Source organism: Psychromonas sp. psych-6C06, from assembly GCF_002835465.1.
Lineage (GTDB): Bacteria > Pseudomonadota > Gammaproteobacteria > Enterobacterales > Psychromonadaceae > Psychromonas.
Window position 1 is genome coordinate 56,004 of the sequence record NZ_PIZM01000004.1, and the last position, 20,287, is coordinate 76,290.

General features: G+C 38.2%; 12 protein-coding genes and 11 tRNA genes. 11 read left to right on the plus strand and 12 right to left on the minus strand.

Going from position 1 to position 20,287, the window contains the following annotated elements:
- Positions 1 to 6: 6 nt before the first annotated feature.
- The 7 genes from CW745_RS07300 to sbcD all read right to left on the minus strand — a co-directional run bounded on the left by CW745_RS07300 (position 7) and on the right by sbcD (position 12,669).
- Positions 7 to 888, minus strand: coding sequence for a diguanylate cyclase (locus tag CW745_RS07300; RefSeq protein ID WP_101108007.1), 882 nt, complete (start codon positions 886 to 888; stop codon positions 7 to 9).
- A complete protein-coding gene (locus CW745_RS07305; RefSeq protein WP_153069750.1) occupies positions 889 to 5,349 on the minus strand; it encodes a response regulator in 4,461 nt (1,486 codons plus the stop codon).
- 17 nt (positions 5,350 to 5,366) lie between these two features.
- The gene (locus tag CW745_RS07310) at positions 5,367 to 6,485 is read right to left on the minus strand and encodes an ABC transporter substrate-binding protein (RefSeq protein WP_343226077.1); all 1,119 of its coding nucleotides are present in this window, start codon (positions 6,483 to 6,485) and stop codon (positions 5,367 to 5,369) included.
- A gap of 69 nt (positions 6,486 to 6,554) precedes the next feature.
- Positions 6,555 to 6,995, minus strand: a complete 441-nt coding sequence (locus tag CW745_RS07315) for a TetR/AcrR family transcriptional regulator (RefSeq protein ID WP_101108010.1) — start codon at positions 6,993 to 6,995, stop codon at positions 6,555 to 6,557.
- 33 nt (positions 6,996 to 7,028) lie between these two features.
- Entirely contained in the window at positions 7,029 to 7,790 is a 762-nt protein-coding gene (locus CW745_RS07320) for a DeoR/GlpR family DNA-binding transcription regulator (protein WP_101108011.1), read from the minus strand.
- Entirely contained in the window at positions 7,790 to 11,467 is a 3,678-nt protein-coding gene (locus tag CW745_RS07325) for an AAA family ATPase (protein ID WP_101108012.1), read from the minus strand. The genes CW745_RS07320 and CW745_RS07325 overlap by 1 nt, the downstream gene beginning before the upstream one ends.
- Positions 11,464 to 12,669, minus strand: coding sequence for an exonuclease subunit SbcD (gene sbcD, locus CW745_RS07330; protein WP_101108013.1), 1,206 nt, complete (start codon positions 12,667 to 12,669; stop codon positions 11,464 to 11,466). The genes CW745_RS07325 and sbcD overlap by 4 nt, the downstream gene beginning before the upstream one ends.
- 261 nt (positions 12,670 to 12,930) lie before the next feature.
- On the opposite strand from sbcD, the gene CW745_RS07335 reads away from it, so the two are divergent.
- The 11 genes from CW745_RS07335 (at position 12,931) to CW745_RS07385 (ending at position 14,268) form a co-directional block, all read left to right on the plus strand.
- Positions 12,931 to 13,007, plus strand: a tRNA-Met gene (locus tag CW745_RS07335).
- 10 nt (positions 13,008 to 13,017) lie between these two features.
- Positions 13,018 to 13,102 (plus strand) — tRNA-Leu (locus CW745_RS07340).
- Between the two features lie 53 nt (positions 13,103 to 13,155).
- A tRNA-Gln gene (locus CW745_RS07345) sits at positions 13,156 to 13,230 on the plus strand.
- 88 nt (positions 13,231 to 13,318) lie between these two features.
- Positions 13,319 to 13,393: transfer RNA gene (locus CW745_RS07350), tRNA-Gln, on the plus strand.
- A 1-nt stretch (position 13,394) separates the two neighbouring features.
- Positions 13,395 to 13,479 (plus strand) — tRNA-Leu (locus tag CW745_RS07355).
- 81 nt (positions 13,480 to 13,560) lie between these two features.
- Positions 13,561 to 13,637, plus strand: a tRNA-Met gene (locus CW745_RS07360).
- A 111-nt stretch (positions 13,638 to 13,748) separates the two neighbouring features.
- Positions 13,749 to 13,825 (plus strand) — tRNA-Met (locus CW745_RS07365).
- Between the two features lie 9 nt (positions 13,826 to 13,834).
- Positions 13,835 to 13,919, plus strand: a tRNA-Leu gene (locus CW745_RS07370).
- A gap of 53 nt (positions 13,920 to 13,972) precedes the next feature.
- Positions 13,973 to 14,047: transfer RNA gene (locus CW745_RS07375), tRNA-Gln, on the plus strand.
- Between the two features lie 60 nt (positions 14,048 to 14,107).
- Positions 14,108 to 14,182 (plus strand) — tRNA-Gln (locus tag CW745_RS07380).
- A 1-nt stretch (position 14,183) separates the two neighbouring features.
- Positions 14,184 to 14,268, plus strand: a tRNA-Leu gene (locus CW745_RS07385).
- 332 nt (positions 14,269 to 14,600) lie between these two features.
- On the opposite strand, the gene CW745_RS07390 is transcribed toward CW745_RS07385, so the two are convergent.
- Genes CW745_RS07390 through CW745_RS07415 form a run of 5 tightly spaced genes read right to left on the minus strand, consistent with a single transcriptional unit; the run spans position 14,601 to position 20,275 of the window.
- Positions 14,601 to 15,644 carry a chemotaxis response regulator protein-glutamate methylesterase gene (locus tag CW745_RS07390; protein WP_101108014.1) on the minus strand — a complete coding sequence of 348 codons (1,044 nt, stop codon included), beginning with the start codon at positions 15,642 to 15,644 and terminating at the stop codon, positions 14,601 to 14,603.
- Positions 15,645 to 15,655: 11 nt separating this feature from the next.
- On the minus strand, positions 15,656 to 16,249 hold the full coding sequence (gene cheD / locus CW745_RS07395) for a chemoreceptor glutamine deamidase CheD (protein WP_101108015.1): 594 nt from the start codon (positions 16,247 to 16,249) through the stop codon (positions 15,656 to 15,658).
- Positions 16,250 to 16,258: 9 nt separating this feature from the next.
- Positions 16,259 to 17,086 carry a CheR family methyltransferase gene (locus CW745_RS07400; RefSeq protein ID WP_101108016.1) on the minus strand — a complete coding sequence of 276 codons (828 nt, stop codon included), beginning with the start codon at positions 17,084 to 17,086 and terminating at the stop codon, positions 16,259 to 16,261.
- 44 nt (positions 17,087 to 17,130) lie between these two features.
- Positions 17,131 to 19,710 (minus strand): PAS domain-containing methyl-accepting chemotaxis protein, encoded by a 2,580-nt coding sequence (locus CW745_RS17045; protein WP_202973172.1) that lies wholly within the window; start codon positions 19,708 to 19,710, stop codon positions 17,131 to 17,133.
- A 58-nt stretch (positions 19,711 to 19,768) separates the two neighbouring features.
- Complete coding sequence (locus tag CW745_RS07415) at positions 19,769 to 20,275, minus strand: chemotaxis protein CheW (RefSeq protein ID WP_101108017.1); 507 nt, start codon at positions 20,273 to 20,275, stop codon at positions 19,769 to 19,771.
- Positions 20,276 to 20,287 lie beyond the last annotated feature (12 nt).

Consider the following 20,287-nt stretch of genomic DNA (forward strand, 5'->3'; position numbering starts at 1 on the left):
CTTTTATTATTGTGCTAGTTCTAATCTATCACGGCCATTTTCTTTAGCATCGTACAATGCCTGATCAGCACGTTTCAATAATCTCTCAAAAGTTACATCCTGCTCAACAAGTTTTGCCATTCCAATACTCACAGTGACATTAATATTATGTGGCTTTAGTTGTCTTATTTTATTAAGTATACGTTCCGCTTTCATGATTGCATCAGTTTCATTACATGGATCAAACATGACTACGAACTCTTCCCCCCCAAAACGCGCAGCCAGATCTTCACTGCGATTATCCAATGCTAATGTCTGAGCAACCTCTTTTAATATTTCATCTCCCATTGGATGACCATGGGTGTCATTTATGCTTTTAAAATGGTCGATATCTATCATTAGTACCCATAAGTCATAACGGTGTCTTAAGGCGCGTGCTACTTTTTTACTCGCCATATCAATTAAAAAGTGACGATTATAAAGGCCAGTTAATTGATCGTAAAAAGCCATTTTATTTAACTTATCACGTTGTAGTTTCAATGTGATATGGGTTTTCACCCGAGCGATAACAATAGCTGGACGAATAGGTTTTGTAATGTAATCCACCGCGCCTAGTGCAAGCCCTTTTTCTTCGTCTTTATCACCTTGTAATCCCGTAACAAAAATAATTGGAATATCAGCAGTTTGCGAAGATGACTTTAGGTATTTACACACTTCATAGCCGTTCATACCAGGCATTTCAACATCCAGTAAAATCAGATCTGGTTGTGGGGATGTTTGCGCTATTTTTAGGCATTGCTCCCCACTTGTGGCGACTTTTACACGATGTTTGTCCTTCACGCAAGCGGCTAACACTTGCAAGTTTGTCGGTGAGTCATCAACAATAAGCACTGTTGCTTTATTCAACATTTAACCATTTCCTTCTTTTAAAGCCTTTAACTTCTCAATAAGTGTTGCCGTAATTTGCTGTGCATTATCTAATTCAAATAATGTAATTTTTTGCTGTAACTCATTTAATAAACCATTAATTTCACTAGCAAAATGACTATCAATAAAAGGCTGAATCTCTTCTGATTCGATATAGTCACACTCCGATAACCTGGAACTTAATGTATTTAAAAATTCAATCGCTTGTTCACATGAGATGCGGTTATCCACTGTATTATCTGATTTAGTTGCACTTATATATTGGTTAAATGCTTGTATCAGTTGGTTATAGCTTTCTTCAATTTTAGTAAAGATAGTAAAATAAGCATCATTAAATCCCCCCTCTTCTTTTGCCAGTTTCTCTAATTGAAAGCAATAATGAGCTAATTTTAAGCCGCTAAGATTGGCTGAGGCACCTTTTATATTATGCGCTAGTAGTGCGACTTGTTGCTTATCTTTTTCGTTAATAGATTCATTTAACTGTTCTATTTTTTCAGGCATTTCCTCAAAAAATGTTTTTACAAGTGAAGTTAATAAAGACTCATTATTCACCAAACGCTGTAAAGCACCTTGTTGATCCCAAACTTGTAAGTCTTGTTGTCCATCATTTAGCTCTGAGGGTTGCAACTTCATCATCTCTTCCCTTGCATTAACGTTACCAGATAGCCAATTGTAAAGTTTCGCTTCTAGCAATTTGGGCTCTATCGGCTTACCAATATAATCATCCATGCCAACCTCAAGGCATTTCTCCCTGTCACCTTCCATCGCATTCGCTGTCATAGCAATAATGGGGATATCTTCATATCGTTTTCCAGCATCACCCTGACGAATATTAATCGTCGTTTGGTAACCATCCATGACTGGCATTTGGCAATCCATATATATTAATTGGTATGGTGTGTTCGATGAGCTACCTTGTAATATTTCCAGTGCTTGAAGACCATTTTCAGCGACATCTGCATTAAAGCCGAGCTCGTTTAAAACTCCTAAAGCGACCATTTGATTAACTTTATTATCCTCTACTAACAATATTTTTGTCGCATGTTTATCAACATTTTTTATCTTTTCCACCGGACTAACCTGCACTAATGATGCAAGATAGTCATGGGTTACTAACGGTAATGCTTGCTGTAACGTTTCACCATTATCAACAACAACACTTAATGCTTGAAATAGATCAGATGTCGTCGCAGGTTTGGGGAAGTAAGCATTAAAACCCAAGTCAGCAAAAAATTGTGTTTCATTCTGAGAAGCGATAGAGGTCATCATCACCAGTTTCATGGTATCGAAGTTTGAATCATTACGTATCCGTTCTCCCAGTTCTGCTCCATCCATTATCGGCATCTGCATATCCAGTAATGCGACATCAAAAAGTGGCTTTTTATCATTAATACACTGATAACATAAATCTAATGCTCGTTGACCGTTATCTGCTTCAACTACGGATGCTCCCCAATGCTCTAGCTGACCTCGAAGTACCGCTAAATTGGTGTTGTTATCATCTACAATTAATAGTGTTAGCTTACTGATATCGACAAGCGGTAATACGCGTTGAGATTGCTGACTGGTTTTTAAATTGGCAGTAAAACTAAAATTACTTCCTTTGCCAAACTCACTGGTGACTGATATATCACCCGACATCAAGTTTGCTAGCTTTTTACTGATCGCAAGACCTAAACCAGTACCTCCATATTTACGTGTTGTTGATGCATCAACCTGTGTAAATACCTCAAATAATGTCGCGATTTTATTTTCAGGAATACCAATTCCAGAATCTTGAACTTGACATAATAACCTTAGTTCACCACTTTCTTTTTCATGTGTTTGTACCGTTACCTTTATCTCACCTTGCTCCGTAAATTTAATCGCATTACTGAGTAAGTTGGTTGCAATTTGGCGAATACGCCCAGAATCACCTATAACCATAGAATGTTCAACACCGGTGACATCAAGTATAATCTCAACTCCTCTTTCATGGGCTTTTAAAGCCATGGCTTCAGAAAGGTCCCCCATCATTTCTCGCAGATTAAAATCAATCAAGTCCAGCTCAAGCTTCCCAGCCTCAACCTTGGAAAAGTCTAAAATATCGTTAATTAACACTAACAATGATTCCGCACTCGATTTAGCAATAATCGCTTTATGCTTTTGATCCGCATTTAGATCACTGTTTAATAACAAGCCCAACATACCTAACACTCCATTCATTGGTGTTCGTATCTCATGGCTCATGCTAGCTAAAAACTCTCCTTTTAATTGGTTATTTTGCTGTGCGGTTTCAGTCGCACGTTGGAGTAGCTTGTTCGCTTTATCACGTAAAATTGCATTGGTAAATATTGAGGCTATTTCACCTAATAACTGCACTTGATCATTATCTAACCCTCTATTCGCCTCGGTAAAGAGTAAAATAACACCAATTAAGCTATTTTTTTGCTGTGTGTTATCTTCTATTTTACTTGTGAGCGGTAAAATATAATGGCCATGTGGAGGCACGTCATTGCAACAGTGAGCATGACAAAGCGCATCTATAGTCAGCTCATTACTGTGTATCCCCTGTTCGCAGATAGTTAAAAACTGATCTAAAAATGGTGCTGGATAATCGGAAAAATCACCTTCTATTGCGCGTGATTCAAGTACAGAATGGTGACTATTAAAAGCGAATAAGCAGGCTTTAGGTTTCAAATTGAAATGAGGTAGCTCGAAGAGTTGCACTAGTGCATCAGATAACTGCTGATCAAGGCTATTCTCACCAGCGAAGGTGTTTGTGATTGATAACTTTATCGCAGCCACTTTAAGTCGCAGTTGTTGTTGCTCTTCAAACGCATGTTGTTGAGTAATATCTGTACGTATCGCAATATATTGCTGAACTTCACCAAACTCATCTTTGTAGGGAGTTATCGTCGTATCTACCCAATACTCCTCGCCACTTTTATTACGATTACAGATTTTTCCACTCCAAACTGAACCACGACTAATGGTGCGGTACATTTCAGTAAAAAACGCTTTAGGGTGGAAGCCTGAATTAATCATACGATGATTCGCACCGATTAATTCATCACGTTCATAGCCACTTATTTGACAGAATTTATCATTAGCAAAAATGATGGTGCCCGCTTTATCTGTGATGGCAACAATGGCATGTTGATCCAAAGCATACTGCTTGCTAGACAACTCACTTAAGGCGTTACGTAATTGTGCGTTACTTTTCTTGATAGCAATTTCATTTTTTTCTTTTTGAGAAAGCATATTATTAAATGCATCAGCTAACTGCCCTATTTCATTATCAACATCTATGTCAACTTGCTGATTACTTTTTCCCATTGCCACGTTATGGCTAGCGAGGGCTAATTTGTGTAGTGGCGTGGTGATGCGTTTCGCTTGTATAATAGCGATAATGCTGATGATAAAAATAGAGAAAAACAACACGATTAATACAGCTATTGCCATATCAGCACTGGTTTGTAACACTTCACCACTGTCAATTTCACTGATTAAAACCCAACGTACATTATTGATCACCACCAATTGGTGAACACCAAAGACATCTTTTCCATTTGGGCCAACATACTCCCAAACAATCTCACGTTGCTCATCGGGTTGATTCCCTTCATGGTGCTCTTCTCGCCAAAGTTCAAATTGTTCGGTATTTATCTCACGGGTTAATACGGAATCTAAATTTTGATTCATCGGACTTCTTAATAAGCCATCAGCAGCAACTAGATAGTGAGTTTGTGAGGAGCTTATTTCTTCATTGTAAATCATTCGATTAAAGATGCGGTCAAGACGGAGCTGTATTGCAAAAACACCGATAATATCACCAGAGTCATCAATTAAAGGGGCGGTTAAAAAGCCAGATAAAAGTTGAGCAGATGGCCCATAGCGTTCAATATCTGAAAACAATGGGGCTCCACCTGGTAATGACCTCGCAACTGTTTGTGCAAATTTAGTCTGGGAAAGTGGCCCTGTTAACAGGTTTTGACCTAAGTCAGACTCACGTTTTACACTAAATAATAAGTTTCCATCAGTGTCAATGAGGAAGAGATCATAGATGTAATCATAATTACGGCTTAAATTTACCAAATCATTCTGTAGTGCATCAACTCGCAATAACCAATCATAACTATTTACATACTCGCTTAGAGGTCGCTTGCTGTTTTTCCAGCCTTGCTTTAATCTTTGTAATAAACGGCGGTTAACTTGTGCACGCGCCTGAGTATTAATGTCCATAAAGCGGTACTCAAACCAATTATTAATAAACTTATGGCTGTCCTCTGAACTTTGATAGAGTTTTCGTTCAGTTTCATTGATTAAACTTTGTTTCGCTTGTTGATAGTTTATCCATGACGTAATGCTCATTGGTACTAGAGAGAGTATAAGAAACCAAAATATTAATCGACGAAACAAAGACTTACGCTTCGCTGGATGCAGTCTATTTTCATTATTCAAAGCATTTATTTCCTTCACTAATTATCAAACTGAGGTGCGGAAAATTGCTCAATATCGATCTCTTTTTCTAATATCTTTGCTTCAACAGCAAAGTTCATGATTAATTTCAGTCCTGGTTTATCAATATTCAAAGAGTGGTAGTTAATTACATTTAAATGAGGATCTAAACTCGCAATTATAGCGTCTTTAGAATGTGCAGGAATGTGGTTTTGAATAATACGCACAATATCATCTAATGCTTCTCCTCCTTGATCTCTTGCTTGTTCGATATCATTACCAGCAATTTTGATGTAATCCATGACCTCTTTAGTGGCTAAAAATTTATCTGTTATCGCTTTGTCTGTCGCTATTGCAATACATTCGACATGACCATGAGGAGAGGGTAAAACATCTTTTGAATACCAGGCTATATAGCCAAATTTATCTGTTTCGACAATATCCGCCCAAGGAAGAGACTGCTCAAATGCAGCCGGAATAGCGCGATTACTGTTTCCTTTAATAAACCCTGGCGCCTTATGTGGGGCAACAGGAAGTAAATGAACGGCTTTACTGTTATCTTCATTAATTGTCAGTTGTAAACCATTATTTTTTAAATATTGATACAAGACAACACTATGTGTGGAGAGTATATGAGGAACACCAATTGAGGTACTTTGCCCACGTTCTTGCAATAATTGCGCTAATGCAACGGCTAGTTGATTATCAGGCTTTCTATGTATACGGTTTTCAACGAGTTTCATTTTCTCTTTGATCAGCTCATTGATAGCGAGTGCATTACCATCGCGGTGCATCAGCCCTATCCACTTAAAATTTGGATTACGATGATACATGTCCATGGCTAATGGACTCATTACGTAGGCCATATCAGCTTTACCTGACTGGAAATAAGCACGCAAGAAATCCCAATTTTTCATTTGTAGAATTTGAAAATTTGCATGAATCATTTTGTTTTTATAACGGTCATAGGCCACTAAAGCAGCATAATGATCAGCAAGAGGCACATAAAGCGCTCTGATTGTCTGTTTTTTAGATGGAGCTGAATAAGCTAAACTGGAAAAGGCAATAATCAGTATAAATATTAATTTTATTGCCTTGCTAAAGAAGTTGTACAATATGAAATACCCTAAGCTTATCAAGATGTAATAAGCTTAGACTATTATTGGATTTACATTATTTTACGCGTTACATTTAAATTGATAATTGTGTTATGCATCTAATAAGCGATACACCGATAAACCGATTAATGATTGCATCTTCTCTTCACCAACTTTCTCAGAAAAATTTTCAAAACCTTGTTTTGCTAATGCTTTTCCCGGTGAATCATTAGAAATTGCTCCAATAAAGAATTTAAGACAATTTCTAAAATGCAGGTTATCTAGCGCACGAACCCAGCTATCGGTTAATGAATGTTCATTAGAAAAGTCGAGCTGCTTGGTAAAAAACTCAGAAACCTGACCTTGGAAGGCCCCCATCATTGCATCTTTATTCGGGACAATACGCTGTACGCCACCGCGCGAGAGGCCAGTATGTTTTGCAATTGAGCCGTAGCTTATTGCCTCCCAACCTTTCTCCATAAAGATATCAACAATTGCTTGTTGTATGCGTTGTTCTGTTAACAATGCTTGTTTTTGTGTACTTTTAGCCATTTTTATCACTTCCATTTGATAATTACTGTTGAGTTAATCTGCGCAAATCTCTATTTGCACCCCTTGATCCTTCAATAGTTGCAATATTTTATTCTCTGAAGTCGAATCTGTCACGAGTAAATTCAGCTTATTACTGTCGCAAACCTGATAAGTGCCCATTTTTCCCAATTTTAATGAAGACCCTAAAACAATCACCTGTTCTGATTGATCAATAATGGTTGCTAATGTTTCAGCTTCATCTAACTGATTAATACTTAAGCCTTTATTAGGGTGCAGAGCATATACACCTAGAAAACAACTGTCAAAATGAATCTTGCGAAGCATGGCATTTGTAGTTGCTCCAAGCGCCATTACCGCCGACTTTAAAATTTTACCACCAAGGAGTATCAACTCGATATTATCATGATACATTAATTTACTTGCGACTAATGGACTTGGTGTCACTACTGTAAAGTTAAAGTGGGTGGGTAGGTTCATCGCAAATTGTAAACAAGTTGTTCCTGAATCAATTAAAATAGTTTGGTCAGGTTTGATAAATTGAATGGCGGCTAACGCAATGCGCTTTTTCAGAGGGTCAATTTCATCTTGTCGCTCCCGGTAAGCTTCCGACTCTTGTTGCAAAGGTAATGCACCGCCATGAACACGCCTTAATAATTTATCTTCATCTAACTGCTTTAAATCTCTGCGGACAGTATCTTCAGAGACCCCAAGATCTTGGCTTAACTCTGTTGCATAGACTCTTCCTTGCTGACAAAGTAAATCTAAGATCATGTTATGTCGTTCTTGCTGTAGCATCACTCACCTTTTCTATATTGCTTATCTAACACACTATACCCTGCGCCACTGTTTTTGTGGACATGGATTTGATGATTAATTCGCTCTTTTAATGCATCAACATGAGAGATAATACCAATTAATTTACCCGTTGAGTTCAAACGCTCCAAAGCATCAAGTGCCATCGACAATGTACTCTCATCTAAAGTACCAAAGCCTTCATCTAAAAACAGTGACTCGATTTGTGTTTTATGACTGACTAAATTAGACAGGGCCAGTGCTAGCCCTAAGCTCACTAGAAAACTTTCACCGCCAGAGAGTGTTTTTACATCTCGTACACTATTCGCTTGCCAACAATCAATAACTTGTAACGCGAGCTCTTCATCGACATTACGTTGAAGCTGGTAACGTTGATCTAAGTGTGCCATCTCTCGATTTGCTAAATAAATTAAATTATCCAGTGTTAATCCCTGAGCAAACTTTCTAAACTTACTACCATCAGCTTGTCCAATAAGTTTATTTAACAACTCCCAATTATGTGCGGTGTCTTTAAAATCAGTTTGTTGTTGCTGAAGTTGTTGCTGCTTTTTTTTATTACTTTGGTCAATTTGTAGTGTCATCTTTTTATTCATTAAAGACTCATTTAAGCTCAATAACTGGCCTTTAAATTCTGTTAATCGACCATTGAGTTGTGTTTCATCTAAATTAGTCGGGCAACTAGCTTGATGGTCATCATATTGCTTTTGAATACTTTCAAACTGTGTTTTTTGTGTTAATAGTGCATCATTTAATACCGTAAGGTTTGTTTGCAGTGATGCGATTTGTTGATGGTCTAAACAGTTTTCTTGAAATTCATTTATCGATTTATAATCATTATTAGAAAGCTGTTCATTAAACTGTTTTTCGACTTCTTGTTGCGTATCGCTAATCTTTCTTTTTGCCGAGGTTAACGCGATGCACACACCTTGTACACTTTCTATTTCTAACTTGAGCCGATTCAGCTCTGCATGGGCTTTTTCAAGTTCAGCTTGCGTTATTTGCAGTTGTTGATCATAGCCTTGCTGTAACTGCTGTCGACTTTGTTCAGTAAACTGCTGAATACGCATTGCTTGCAAACTATTTTTACGTGCGGTTATTTGTTGTAACTGCAGTTCTTTCTCTGCAAACTGTCTTTCATTTTGCTCTTGCTGTTGTGATTGCAATGCATATTGCTGTGTGAGTTGTTGTAAGGTTTGTGTTGATTGAGCCAATTGTTCTGTTATCTCATTAAATTTCATGATCTGCATTTTTTGACTTTGCAACCACTCCTCAGGACAGGCTAATATTAATGGCAACTGCACATTCTGAGGCAAACAAGTAGCAATTTTCTCAACTAACTGTTTTTGTTCTGTTTGCAATGCGTTTGATTGTACCGATAACTCAGACTGAGTTGATTGGTATATTTTAAGATCATTAAGCACATTATTGAGTTGTTCTTTTAGCTCTATGATTTGTGAATTTGATTGCTCTTTTTGTTGTAATAGAGGTAAAGCAGAGCGTTCTAACTGTTGATACTCTTTTAAAGCATTTTCGAGTTCATTAATTTCATCTGCTAACGCATTACTTTTTTCATTTAACAACTCCGCGCTACTTGGTAGATAACTGAGCTGTAATGATTGTGCATAGCTATTTGTTAGCCAGTTACTACTAAGGGAAGCAATCTCATTTTTCTGTTCGAGCTGTCGCTTATGTAGCTCTGCTATTTGTTGAACTAACCCTTTTAATTGCCCTTTCAGTTGATCATATTCGGCACGTTTTTTATTTAACTCTTTACTTTTTTTCTGTAAACGAATCTCTGTACTATCAATATCCAAGTTAACATGATTTTGTACTGCGGGATGCTCTAAAGCGCCACATAGCGGGCAAGGATGATTCTCTTCAAGCTGTAACTGTAAATCCTGAATACTTCGAAGCAGAGTATCTTGCTTAATTAAAGTTTGAAGATCTTGCTCTTCAATGGCTAACCGTTTCCCCTGCCTCTCTAAATCAGAAAGTTTTTGCTTTTGTTCCTCTGCTAAGCTTTCTTTACCGCTAATATCTAATACTATTTTGCTGTTGTCTTGCATTAACCTATCTAATGACTGAGTCATCTGTTGCAGTTGAATTAAGGCATTATTTTTTTGATGTAGCTGGCTCAGGCGCTCACTACCATTATCTCCAATTTTCTCTATTAGTGATTTTTTTTGAACATCTATCTGCGCTATCGCCTCGGTATTCGATTTTAACCGTGTTTCATCGTCATTCAGACGCTTTTTGACCTGATTCAGTAACGCATTAGTTTGAGTTATCTTATCGGTACTTTGATCTGATTTCTCAGCTAGAGCCTGTAGCTTTTGTGATTCATTTTCATAGCGGGATAAGAATTGTTCAAGTAACGTTAAGTTATCGTTATCAATGATAACTGTTTGTTGCTGTTTCAGTTTCTCTGACAACGATACATTTTTATTTTGCTCAGAGTTTAATTGCTGTGAGAGTGCATCTAAACAACGTTTACTCTTTTGTGTGTCTTGACGTTGGACCTCTAACAACGGTAATGACTCGTTCAGTTGCTCTGTAACATCGCTGATTTGGCTATCCATCGGAATAAGCTCATCATTTAAGCGTTGTGTTTGTGCTTGGTGATGAAGAACTGCTTTTTGATGCTTTGCTGATAAATAAGTGGCGAACTGTTCGGCAGTATTTAACCGATCTTGTAGCTGTGTGAGTTTTTGTTGTTGTTCGTTAAAATCATTTACATTATTTTCAACAAGTTTCTTTTGTTCATTAAGAGCAACAAAATAGGGAACAATAGGCTGTGCTTTAAGTGCACCAACAATCTTCTCTTTTTGTGGGGCAAAGTCATCAAATGCTTGTTGGGCTTGCTGTAAAGTTTCTGAGGCTACTTTTAATTGCCCTGTTAAGCGTACAGCTAGCGCTTGCCACTGTAACGCTACCTCAACACTTTTAATCTGCTTCGTTTTGTTGTCATAATCCTGTTGTAAGTTGTCTATTTCAGTTAGCAATGAAGCTAAATCTTCATCATCTAATCGTGTCAACAGTGCTGATTGGTTAGTTAACTGGATCAACTCAGATTGTATTTCTTTATTGCGTTCAAATATATACTGAGAAATTTGTGCATAAATCTCTGTTCCGGTTAACTCCTCTAACAACTCAGCACGATCTTTAGGACTGGCATTTAAAAAAGCAGCAAAGCCACCTTGCGCAAGTAACATTGATTTTGTGAAGCGAGAAAAATCAAGTCCGGTTAATTCAATAACCCGCTTTAAAACTTCACTGCTTTTGGTTGCCAAAATATCGCCAGAAAACGTAGCTAACTCACAAATAGGGGCTTGTAATTTTCCCTCCGCTTGCTTGCGGGCACGTTTCTGCTCCCACGAAACACGATAACGCTTATCTTTCACGCTAAAGTCAACTTCTGCACGACAACTTCCTGTTCCACGAGTCATCAGTTCATTTTTGCTTTGAGTCAACTTATCAAGGCGAGGAGTCTGCTGATAAAGCGCTAAACAAATTGCGTCTAACAGAGTACTCTTTCCCGCACCTGTGTGCCCAGTGATCACAAATAGGCCATTATCCACAAAATCTTGCGATTGAAAGTCAATCTTCCAACTGCCCTTTAAAGAATTAAGGTTTTCGAACTCTAAGGAGAGAATCTTCATTGCTTTTCCTTCAATTCCGCATAACTTTGCGCAAACAATGTTTTTAACTGTGTTTGTTGTGTTTCACTTAAACTGTCTTCGCAATCGAGTCGATGTTGGAACAGCTCAATGGGAGTTAGTGCCTCTAACGTTTCTACCTGTTTGTCTTGCCACTGGCTATTTTCTTCTATTTTAGGGCTACTTATTTTAAGAATCTCTACCCTGGAGCCAGCGACTAACTCATTAAGCTGTATCTGTACGTCACTCCGGTAAAAAGCTTCTTTGATTTTAACTTCAACCCATGTAGATATTTCCTCTTCCATTAACTCACTTAGCTGTGCCATTACGCTTTTCAGACCACCACTTATCACCTGTAATTTTTGAAAAATAGGAATGGTGACCTCTGAAGTGGCAAGTGCGGAATTATCAGAAAACGAAGCGATAATCACCTTCTTATCATGTTTTGACTCATCGAAACTTAATGGAATAGGTGAGCCACTGTAACGAATATGCTCACTTTTTTGTACTTTTTGAGCACGGTGAAGGTGCCCAAGTGCAACATAATCAAAGGAAGGAAATAAAGAAGCCGGAAACGCAGTGAGTGTACCGATATAAATTTCACGCACCGAGTCAGATACCGAACAACCGACAGCAGTTAAATGACCAGTTGCGATTATCGGAGTGTGCGCATCGATGCGCTGTGAAGAGGCTAGTTCATATATAGCTTGATAGGTTTTTGCTATTCCCTGTTGTAAATTTAACTGCTTTTGATCAGCACTGCTTCCCGACTCACTCACCATAACATCGGTCGCTCTTAAAAACGGCAATGCACAGATAAGCACTTCTTTGTTGTGTTGATCATGTACCTTAATAATATGATCTGTTAAATCTTCGCTTAAACCTGCCAATACCGATACATTTAAGGCACTCAACAAATTCTTACTTTCATTTAACACCGCCACACTATCATGATTACCTGATACGATGATCAATTGTGCACAGCTAGTATTTTGTAGTTTAACGATGAAATCACTGTAAAGTTTACGCGCATAAGATGGTGGTGAAGCACTATCAAAAATATCCCCCGCAACGACCACTACATCAATGGACTGGTCACTAACCTCTTCAATTAACCAATTCAGAAAGGCACGGTGTTCAGCTTCGCGCGTTTTCATCATAAAATGTTGGCCTAAGTGCCAATCTGAAGTGTGTAATATTTTCATTTATAGTCTCATCAATTAACTTAATCAGTAGTTTAACAAGATAAAAACAGGAAAACTGCATTAACTTTTAGCGTATTTTTGTTTAGTAAATTATCAATTTTAGTGCGAAATAAAATCAACTTGTTTGACAAACAAGCAATCAAGCTAAAATCCCTATTTTTTATTAAAAAACAGTTGACGATTGTGAGCGAACTCAGCATAATGCGCCCCATCGAGACAACGACTGGTTAAACAGAGACGAGTTAAGATAATAAAGCAGATGGCTACATAGCTCAGTTGGTTAGAGCACATCACTCATAATGATGGGGTCCCTAGTTCAAATCTAGGTGTAGCCACCATTTGCTTTATGCGGAAGTGGCGGAATTGGTAGACGCGCTAGATTTAGGTTCTAGTATCGTAAGGTGTGAGAGTTCAAGTCTCTCCTTCCGCACCATTCTTGACTAAGTTAAGAATCCAATTTAGAGTAGTAGCTCTTAAACATACAACTGGGATATCGCCAAGCGGTAAGGCACCGGGTTTTGATCTCGGCATTCAGAGGTTCAAATCCTCTTATCCCAGCCACATTCTTTAACTTGCATGGCAGGTTAAGAACAAGCGAAGAAAACGCTATATCATTACATCAGCAAAGAAAATGCTTAACAATTACAACTGGGATATCGCCAAGCGGTAAGGCACCGGGTTTTGATCTCGGCATTCAGAGGTTCAAATCCTCTTATCCCAGCCACGCGGAAGTGGCGGAATTGGTAGACGCGCTAGATTTAGGTTCTAGTATCGTAAGGTGTGAGAGTTCAAGTCTCTCCTTCCGCACCATTACTCTTTGATTAGAGTAATAAATTAACCAGCAAATAGCTGGTTTTTTTATATCTTACTTTTGATAATAAAAGTACTGTTGGCTACATAGCTCAGTTGGTTAGAGCACATCACTCATAATGATGGGGTCCCTAGTTCAAATCTAGGTGTAGCCACCATTTTTGATATTGTTACATGTTGCATGCAACAAATAACAAATTCAAAAATACCCCCTCACGGGAATAATTAACCAGCCCTCTGCTGGTTTTTTTAATAGTAAAAAAGTAAATGGCTACATAGCTCAGTTGGTTAGAGCACATCACTCATAATGATGGGGTCCCTAGTTCAAATCTAGGTGTAGCCACCATTTACTAATGCGGAAGTGGCGGAATTGGTAGACGCGCTAGATTTAGGTTCTAGTATCGTAAGGTGTGAGAGTTCAAGTCTCTCCTTCCGCACCATTCTTGACTAAGTTAAGAATCCAATTTAGAGTAGTAGCTCTTAAACATACAACTGGGATATCGCCAAGCGGTAAGGCACCGGGTTTTGATCTCGGCATTCAGAGGTTCAAATCCTCTTATCCCAGCCACATTCTTTAACTTGCATGGCAGGTTAAGAACAAGCGAAGAAAACGCTTAACAATTACAACTGGGATATCGCCAAGCGGTAAGGCACCGGGTTTTGATCTCGGCATTCAGAGGTTCAAATCCTCTTATCCCAGCCACGCGGAAGTGGCGGAATTGGTAGACGCGCTAGATTTAGGTTCTAGTATCGTAAGGTGTGAGAGTTCAAGTCTCTCCTTCCGCACCATTATTCTTTCAAGAGAGTAAACAATCAACCAGCAACTAGCTGGTTTTTTTGTGCCTAAATTTCAGTAGATATAAAATTAACGTGCAAGATTTAGGTTCAGCTATTCCAAAGTGCGCGTAAGGTGTAAGCGTTCAAGTCTCTCCTTGTGCACCATTACTCTTCAATAGAGTAAACAATCAACCAGTAACTCGCTGTTTTTTGTGCCTAAATTTCAGTAGATATAAAATTAACGTGCAAGGTATACAGACCCAAATAGATCCTTGAGTAGCATTACTCTTTCAATATGGATAACTAGCAACCAACTGTTTTTTGCACTTAAAAGAAAAGCTACATTATTTAGTTAAGTAGCTTAATACTGCATTGCTTATATTATTAAGTGTTTCGACTTGATCAACTGCCCCGACATTTACAGCCTCTCTTGGCATGCCATAAACAACACAACTTTCTTCATCTTGAGAAAAATTAAATGCGCCAGCTTGTTTCATTTTTAACATGCCCTGTGCTCCATCTTTTCCCATGCCGGTTAACATAACTCCCACAGCTTGATTACCAACACATAACGCAACAGAGTCAAATAACACGTCCACAGAAGGCCTATGTCTATTTACGGGATCTTGTTGGTTAAGTTGAGTATAATAGTTACCACCTCTTTTAGAAATTAACAGGTGGCTTCCTCCAGGCGCGATATAAGCAGTACCAGGTTTGATTAATTCATTGTGTATTGCCTCTTTAACTGAAATATCACAATGGTTATTTAGCCTTGCTGCGAATGATGCTGTAAATCCAGGAGGCATATGTTGCGTTATTACAATGGCAGGGCAATCGGTTGGCATTCCTAATAAAACTTGAAAAATTGCTTCTGTACCACCAGTCGAAGCACCAATAGCGATGATCTTTCGATTGGTTATCTGAGTATTTTCAATTAATACATTCTGCTTGGAAGGAATCGGAACTGCAGAAGCTTTCACCGCTTTAATTTTAGCCCCTGCCGCAATACGAATTTTATCCGCTATCATATCTCCGTATGCACGCATCTCCTGCATTTGATCCATCTTCGGTTTAGTAACAAAATCAACAGCCCCTAAACTTAAGGCCTGAATCGTTACCGCAGAGCTTTTATCTGTTAATGTTGAAATCATCACAACCGGCATTGGTCGAAGTTTCATTAATTTTTCAAGAAAATCAAGCCCATTCATTTTGGGCATTTCAACGTCTAAAGTGAGTACATCGGGGTTTAGTGATTTAATTAATCCACGCGCCACATAAGGATCTGGAGCAGTTCCTACAACAACTAAACCTTCTTGCGCATCGATGACTTCAGTTAAAATACGCCTAATTAGGGCCGAGTCATCTACAATTAAAACCTTAATAGCCATCTTTTTCCTCATTAATCAAATAATTCAATGTCACCCTCAACCTCTTCTTGGCTCATTTGAGTGAAATAGCTACCTTCTTGTTTTTCAATTTCTTGATTGTGTGTTTTAGTTAACTTACGAACCATTACTTTACCTGTTTGTGGAAAAAAACAAATTTTTCTTGGATAAATATCTCCCAAGTCAGAAGCAATAACCGGGATGGCCTCATTATTAAGATAATCAATAATGAATGTACTATTATCCTGACCAATATCAAAACTAGTAAAGTGATGCATGACCCTACCCCCACCAAAAACTTTCGCAACTAAATCTTCGCGCCTTCCCCCTTGCTGAATAATATGGTTAATTAACACCTCCATTGCAAAACTACCATAACGTGCAGATTTGTTAAAATCAGAACTTGCTTTTCCAGGAAGCATAAAATGATTTAATCCACCTATACCGCGTTTTTTGTCCCAAATACAAGCAGCAACACAAGAACCTAGAACAGTGATAATAAGCTTATTGTGTTTACTCACATAATACTCACCGGGTAAGACGCGTATCGCTTCACATTTAAATTTTTTATCAAAGCAACGACTACTAGCTAGATGTTCCCTATCCATATGTTTACCTTAACAACGTATATATACTGTTTGCTTATCAATTTTGAAAATATGGCTTGCTTCGGGAAAGCTTTCTGAGTGGCCGACAATCAGTAAACCACCTTTATTTAAGTATTTAGAAAATTTTTCTAATAATTGGTACTGGGTGGGCTTATCAAAATAAATCATGACATTTCTACAAAATATAATGTCAAATGTGCCTTTAATGGGCCAATCAGCAAGCAGATTTAATTGATTAAAAGTGATCAAAGATTTAATCTCAGGGCGCACCATGACATGCCCAGACTGCCCACCTGTTCCCTTTAAGAAAAAACGTTCTTTTTGTAATGCCGATAATTTATCGATATTGTCGATATGATATACTCCACATCTTGCTTTTTCTAAGACATTGGTGTCCAAGTCAGTCGCTAAAATTTTAACCGGTGGAGTCAATTTCCCATAGGTTGTCGCCACTGTCATTGCAATGCTATATGGCTCTTCCCCTGTTGAACTAGCAGCACACCAAATCTTAACGGGATCTTTTGTTGTCGCACGTGAAAAATGCGCTTTAAGGTGTTGAGAAAGTCTTTTAAAATGATGGGCTTCTCGAAAAAATGAAGTCAAGTTAGTAGTCAGCGCATTAATAAATTCTTCCCACTCAGGATGATGAACATCATCTAATATTTTTAGATAAGTATCAAAACGATGTATTTTTAGTTTGCGTAACCGTTTCGCTAAGCGACTGTAAACTAGGTCTGTTTTTTGTGCACTAAGCGAAATTCCAGCATGATCATAAATTAATTGCTGAACATGAGAAAAGTCATTGGCGGTAAAAACAAATTCACGGTCGCTACTCATATCATTCCCTAATTAAAATACCTCTAATACAAGAGGCATTAATCTTAAAATTCAGACCATTCATCATCATCTGAGACTTTAGATGAGTTATTATATGAAGCACCTGCCTTAGTACTTTCAATCGCTTTCATATTGGCGCTCATTGCCGTTGAAGAGTGGCCAGCACCAGTATTAAACACGCTCACAGAAACACTTAAGTTACCTGCTTGCTCCTCTAATGACTCAGCGGCAGCTGCGGCTTCTTCAACTAATGCAGCATTTTGTTGTGTGACTTCATCCATTTGTGTGATTGCTTGACTAACTTGATCAATACCAGAGCTTTGCTCCTCTGAAGCAGTTGCTATCTCTGCCATGATATCGGTAACACTCTTAACCGCATTAACAATTTCATCCATCGTTTTGCCTGCTTCATCAACTAATTTTGCACCGACTTCAACTTTATCAACCGAATCACCGATCAACGTTTTTATCTCTTTCGCAGCAGCCGCAGAGCGTTGTGCCAAACTACGTACTTCGGATGCAACGACCGCAAACCCTCTACCCTGCTCCCCCGCACGAGCGGCTTCTACCGCTGCATTTAACGCCAGAATATTCGTTTGGAATGCAATACCGTCTATCACTGAAATAATATCGACAATTTCTCTTGAACTCTCATTGATATCACTCATCGTTTTCACCACTTTACCAACAACATCCCCCCCTTTCACGGCGATATCTGAAGCACCATTAGCAAGTTGATTTGCTTGTTTCGCATTTTCAGCATTTTGCTTAACGGTGGTGGTCAGCTCTTCCATACTTGAAGCCGTTTCTTCGAGACTAGATGCTTGCTCTTCAGTGCGTTGCGAGAGATCGCTATTACCCATCGCAATCTCTTTTGAGGCAGTATTAATCGTATCAGTCGCTTCTTGGATTTGTAACACAATCTCTTTGAGTTTATCCGCAGTTAGATTTGAATCATCTTTTAATTGTCCAAAAGTCCCCTGGTATTCATTGGTAATGCGGTCAGTCAGATCGCCTTTAGAAAGTGCAGACAACATTCTAACCACTTCGGTTAAACCTGTTTCACTGGTTTCCATTAAACTATTAATAGCAGCACTCAGTTGCGTAAAGAATTTATTTTTGCCTTCTAAATCCATACGTTTAGTGAAGTCTCCTTCAATTGCTCCATTTACAACTCCTTCCACCTCTTTTTCAACTGCGACTTCTGCTGTTCTATCTGTCCACTCGATTACAGAGCCAAGGCGATCGCCCGCCTCATTGATCACAGGGTTTGCAACAAGTAAGAAGGTACGTCCGCCAACCATGATCTCAGTTTTAAATTCAGAGGTAAATGTGGCTAATAATTTTTTCTGGTGTTCAGGTTTTTTATGGAATTGGTCAATGTTACTTCCGGGTAATTTATCAACATCAAAGCTAGGTAACTCTTTACGCAAGTCATCTTGTGCATTGCGTAACATAGGCACAATAGAATTATTCATATAAATGATATTTCGATTATTATCAGCAATCATCACATTAGTACTCACACTGTCTAAACCTATTTTGATGCGTGTCGCTTCATTAGCAGCACGTTTCATATCTTCCACTTCAAAGCCAAGTTTAATCTGCATCATTTTGAGATAAAGTAGAACAGAATTAATCTCATCGTCACTGTTTGTTTCGACATCAAAGCTGTAATTACCTTGGCATAATTCACGTAAATAACCTTGTGCTCTCTCCGAAGGCTGCAACAGCAGTTGGCTAAATTTACGCATTAAAAAGATAAATATTACAATCGCTAAAAGAGTGGAGACAATCATAAAGGTTGATTTATAAACAAAGCTATTCTCATGCTTGATATATAGCGTTTTAGCATGAGTTAATGTCTCATCCAATTCTTTTAACGGAGGTAGTGACATCGTCTTAAATTTTTCAATATCTGTATTAGATAAAAAACCATTTTCATGTAGGGATGATTGTAATTCATGAATAGTCGTTGCAACCTGTCGTTCATTTTCTAAGTTTTTAATATGGTCGGCATAAATATCATTCAGCACTTGATCCGTTTCATAATTAGCTAAAAATCCAATCCCTAAACCAACAAACAATGTCAGCACTAAAAAGGCCAACAATGTATTGATCCTTTTTTTGAAATTCATATTTGTAAAAAATGCTAATTTATCGGTCCACTTAGGCGTAATTACCTGACCATGATATATCTGCATATCGCCCTGCTTACCTTGCTTAAATAAGCGATAAATTGCAGAGATGGCTTCGATATCAGTACGTGATGGCGCTTCTCGAACCGACATATAGCCTGTTATTTGACCATTTTCTATAATCGGCGTTGCATTTGCTTTTACCCAATAAAAGTCACCATTTTTACAGCGATTTTTTACAAAGCCTGTCCAAGGAATTCCCGCTTTTAAATCGCGCCATAAATCTTCAAAGGCTTCAGCTGGCATATCAGGATGGCGAACTATATTTTGAGGTTGCCCCATCAATTCAGCTTCCGTGAAACCACTAATTCGTAAAAAATCATCATTGATGTAAGTGATATTGCCTTGCATATCGGTATTCGAAACAATTAAATCTTTATCGGTTAACACATACTCATTATTAGTAACTGGCGTATTATTTCGCATAGTGGTGTCCCTTCAACTAAAACTACTGATTTAAAATTAGATTCATTGGCGTATTTTTTTAAGCTAGCGCTTCAACTAACGCCATCTCTTTACTGGTCATAAGATTTTCAATATCGATTAGAATCAACATGCGTTCATCTATAACACCTAAACCTCGAATATATTGTGTGTCTAGTACAGCCCCAAACTCTGGCGCATCTTTAATTTGTGACTCATTCAGCGATATCACATCAGAGACACCATCAACAACCATGCCTACAACACGCTCTGCCACATTTAAAATAATAACCACCGTCATCTCATTGTAAGTCACTTCACCCAGACTGAATTTAATACGCATATCTACAATGGGAACAATAATGCCTCGAAGATTGATCACCCCTTTTATAAAATCGGGCATGTTCGCTATCGTTGTTACCGAGTCATAACCTCTTATCTCCTGTACGGTCAAGATATCAATTCCGTACTCTTCTTCACCCAATGTGAAGGTTAAATAACCATTATCATCTGTACTGCTCATCTCATCGACAAAGCTGTTTGCAGACTCTTGTTCGTTTTGTGGCATGCTTTTCTCCTG

Excerpts from the sequence above, each read along its gene's own strand:
- CW745_RS07300 (WP_101108007.1), bottom strand. The coding sequence starts at position 888 with ATGTTGAATAAAGCAACAGTGCTTATTGTTGATGACTCACCGACAAAC.
- CW745_RS07315 (WP_101108010.1), bottom strand. The coding sequence starts at position 6,995 with ATGGCTAAAAGTACACAAAAACAAGCATTGTTAACAGAACAACGCATA.
- CW745_RS07320 (WP_101108011.1), bottom strand. The coding sequence starts at position 7,790 with ATGCTACAGCAAGAACGACATAACATGATCTTAGATTTACTTTGTCAG.
- CW745_RS07325 (WP_101108012.1), bottom strand. The coding sequence starts at position 11,467 with ATGAAGATTCTCTCCTTAGAGTTCGAAAACCTTAATTCTTTAAAGGGC.
- sbcD (WP_101108013.1), bottom strand. The coding sequence starts at position 12,669 with ATGAAAATATTACACACTTCAGATTGGCACTTAGGCCAACATTTTATG.
- CW745_RS07390 (WP_101108014.1), bottom strand. The coding sequence starts at position 15,644 with ATGGCTATTAAGGTTTTAATTGTAGATGACTCGGCCCTAATTAGGCGT.
- cheD (WP_101108015.1), bottom strand. The coding sequence starts at position 16,249 with ATGGATAGGGAACATCTAGCTAGTAGTCGTTGCTTTGATAAAAAATTT.
- CW745_RS07400 (WP_101108016.1), bottom strand. The coding sequence starts at position 17,086 with ATGAGTAGCGACCGTGAATTTGTTTTTACCGCCAATGACTTTTCTCAT.
- CW745_RS17045 (WP_202973172.1), bottom strand. The coding sequence starts at position 19,710 with ATGCGAAATAATACGCCAGTTACTAATAATGAGTATGTGTTAACCGAT.
- CW745_RS07415 (WP_101108017.1), bottom strand. The coding sequence starts at position 20,275 with ATGCCACAAAACGAACAAGAGTCTGCAAACAGCTTTGTCGATGAGATG.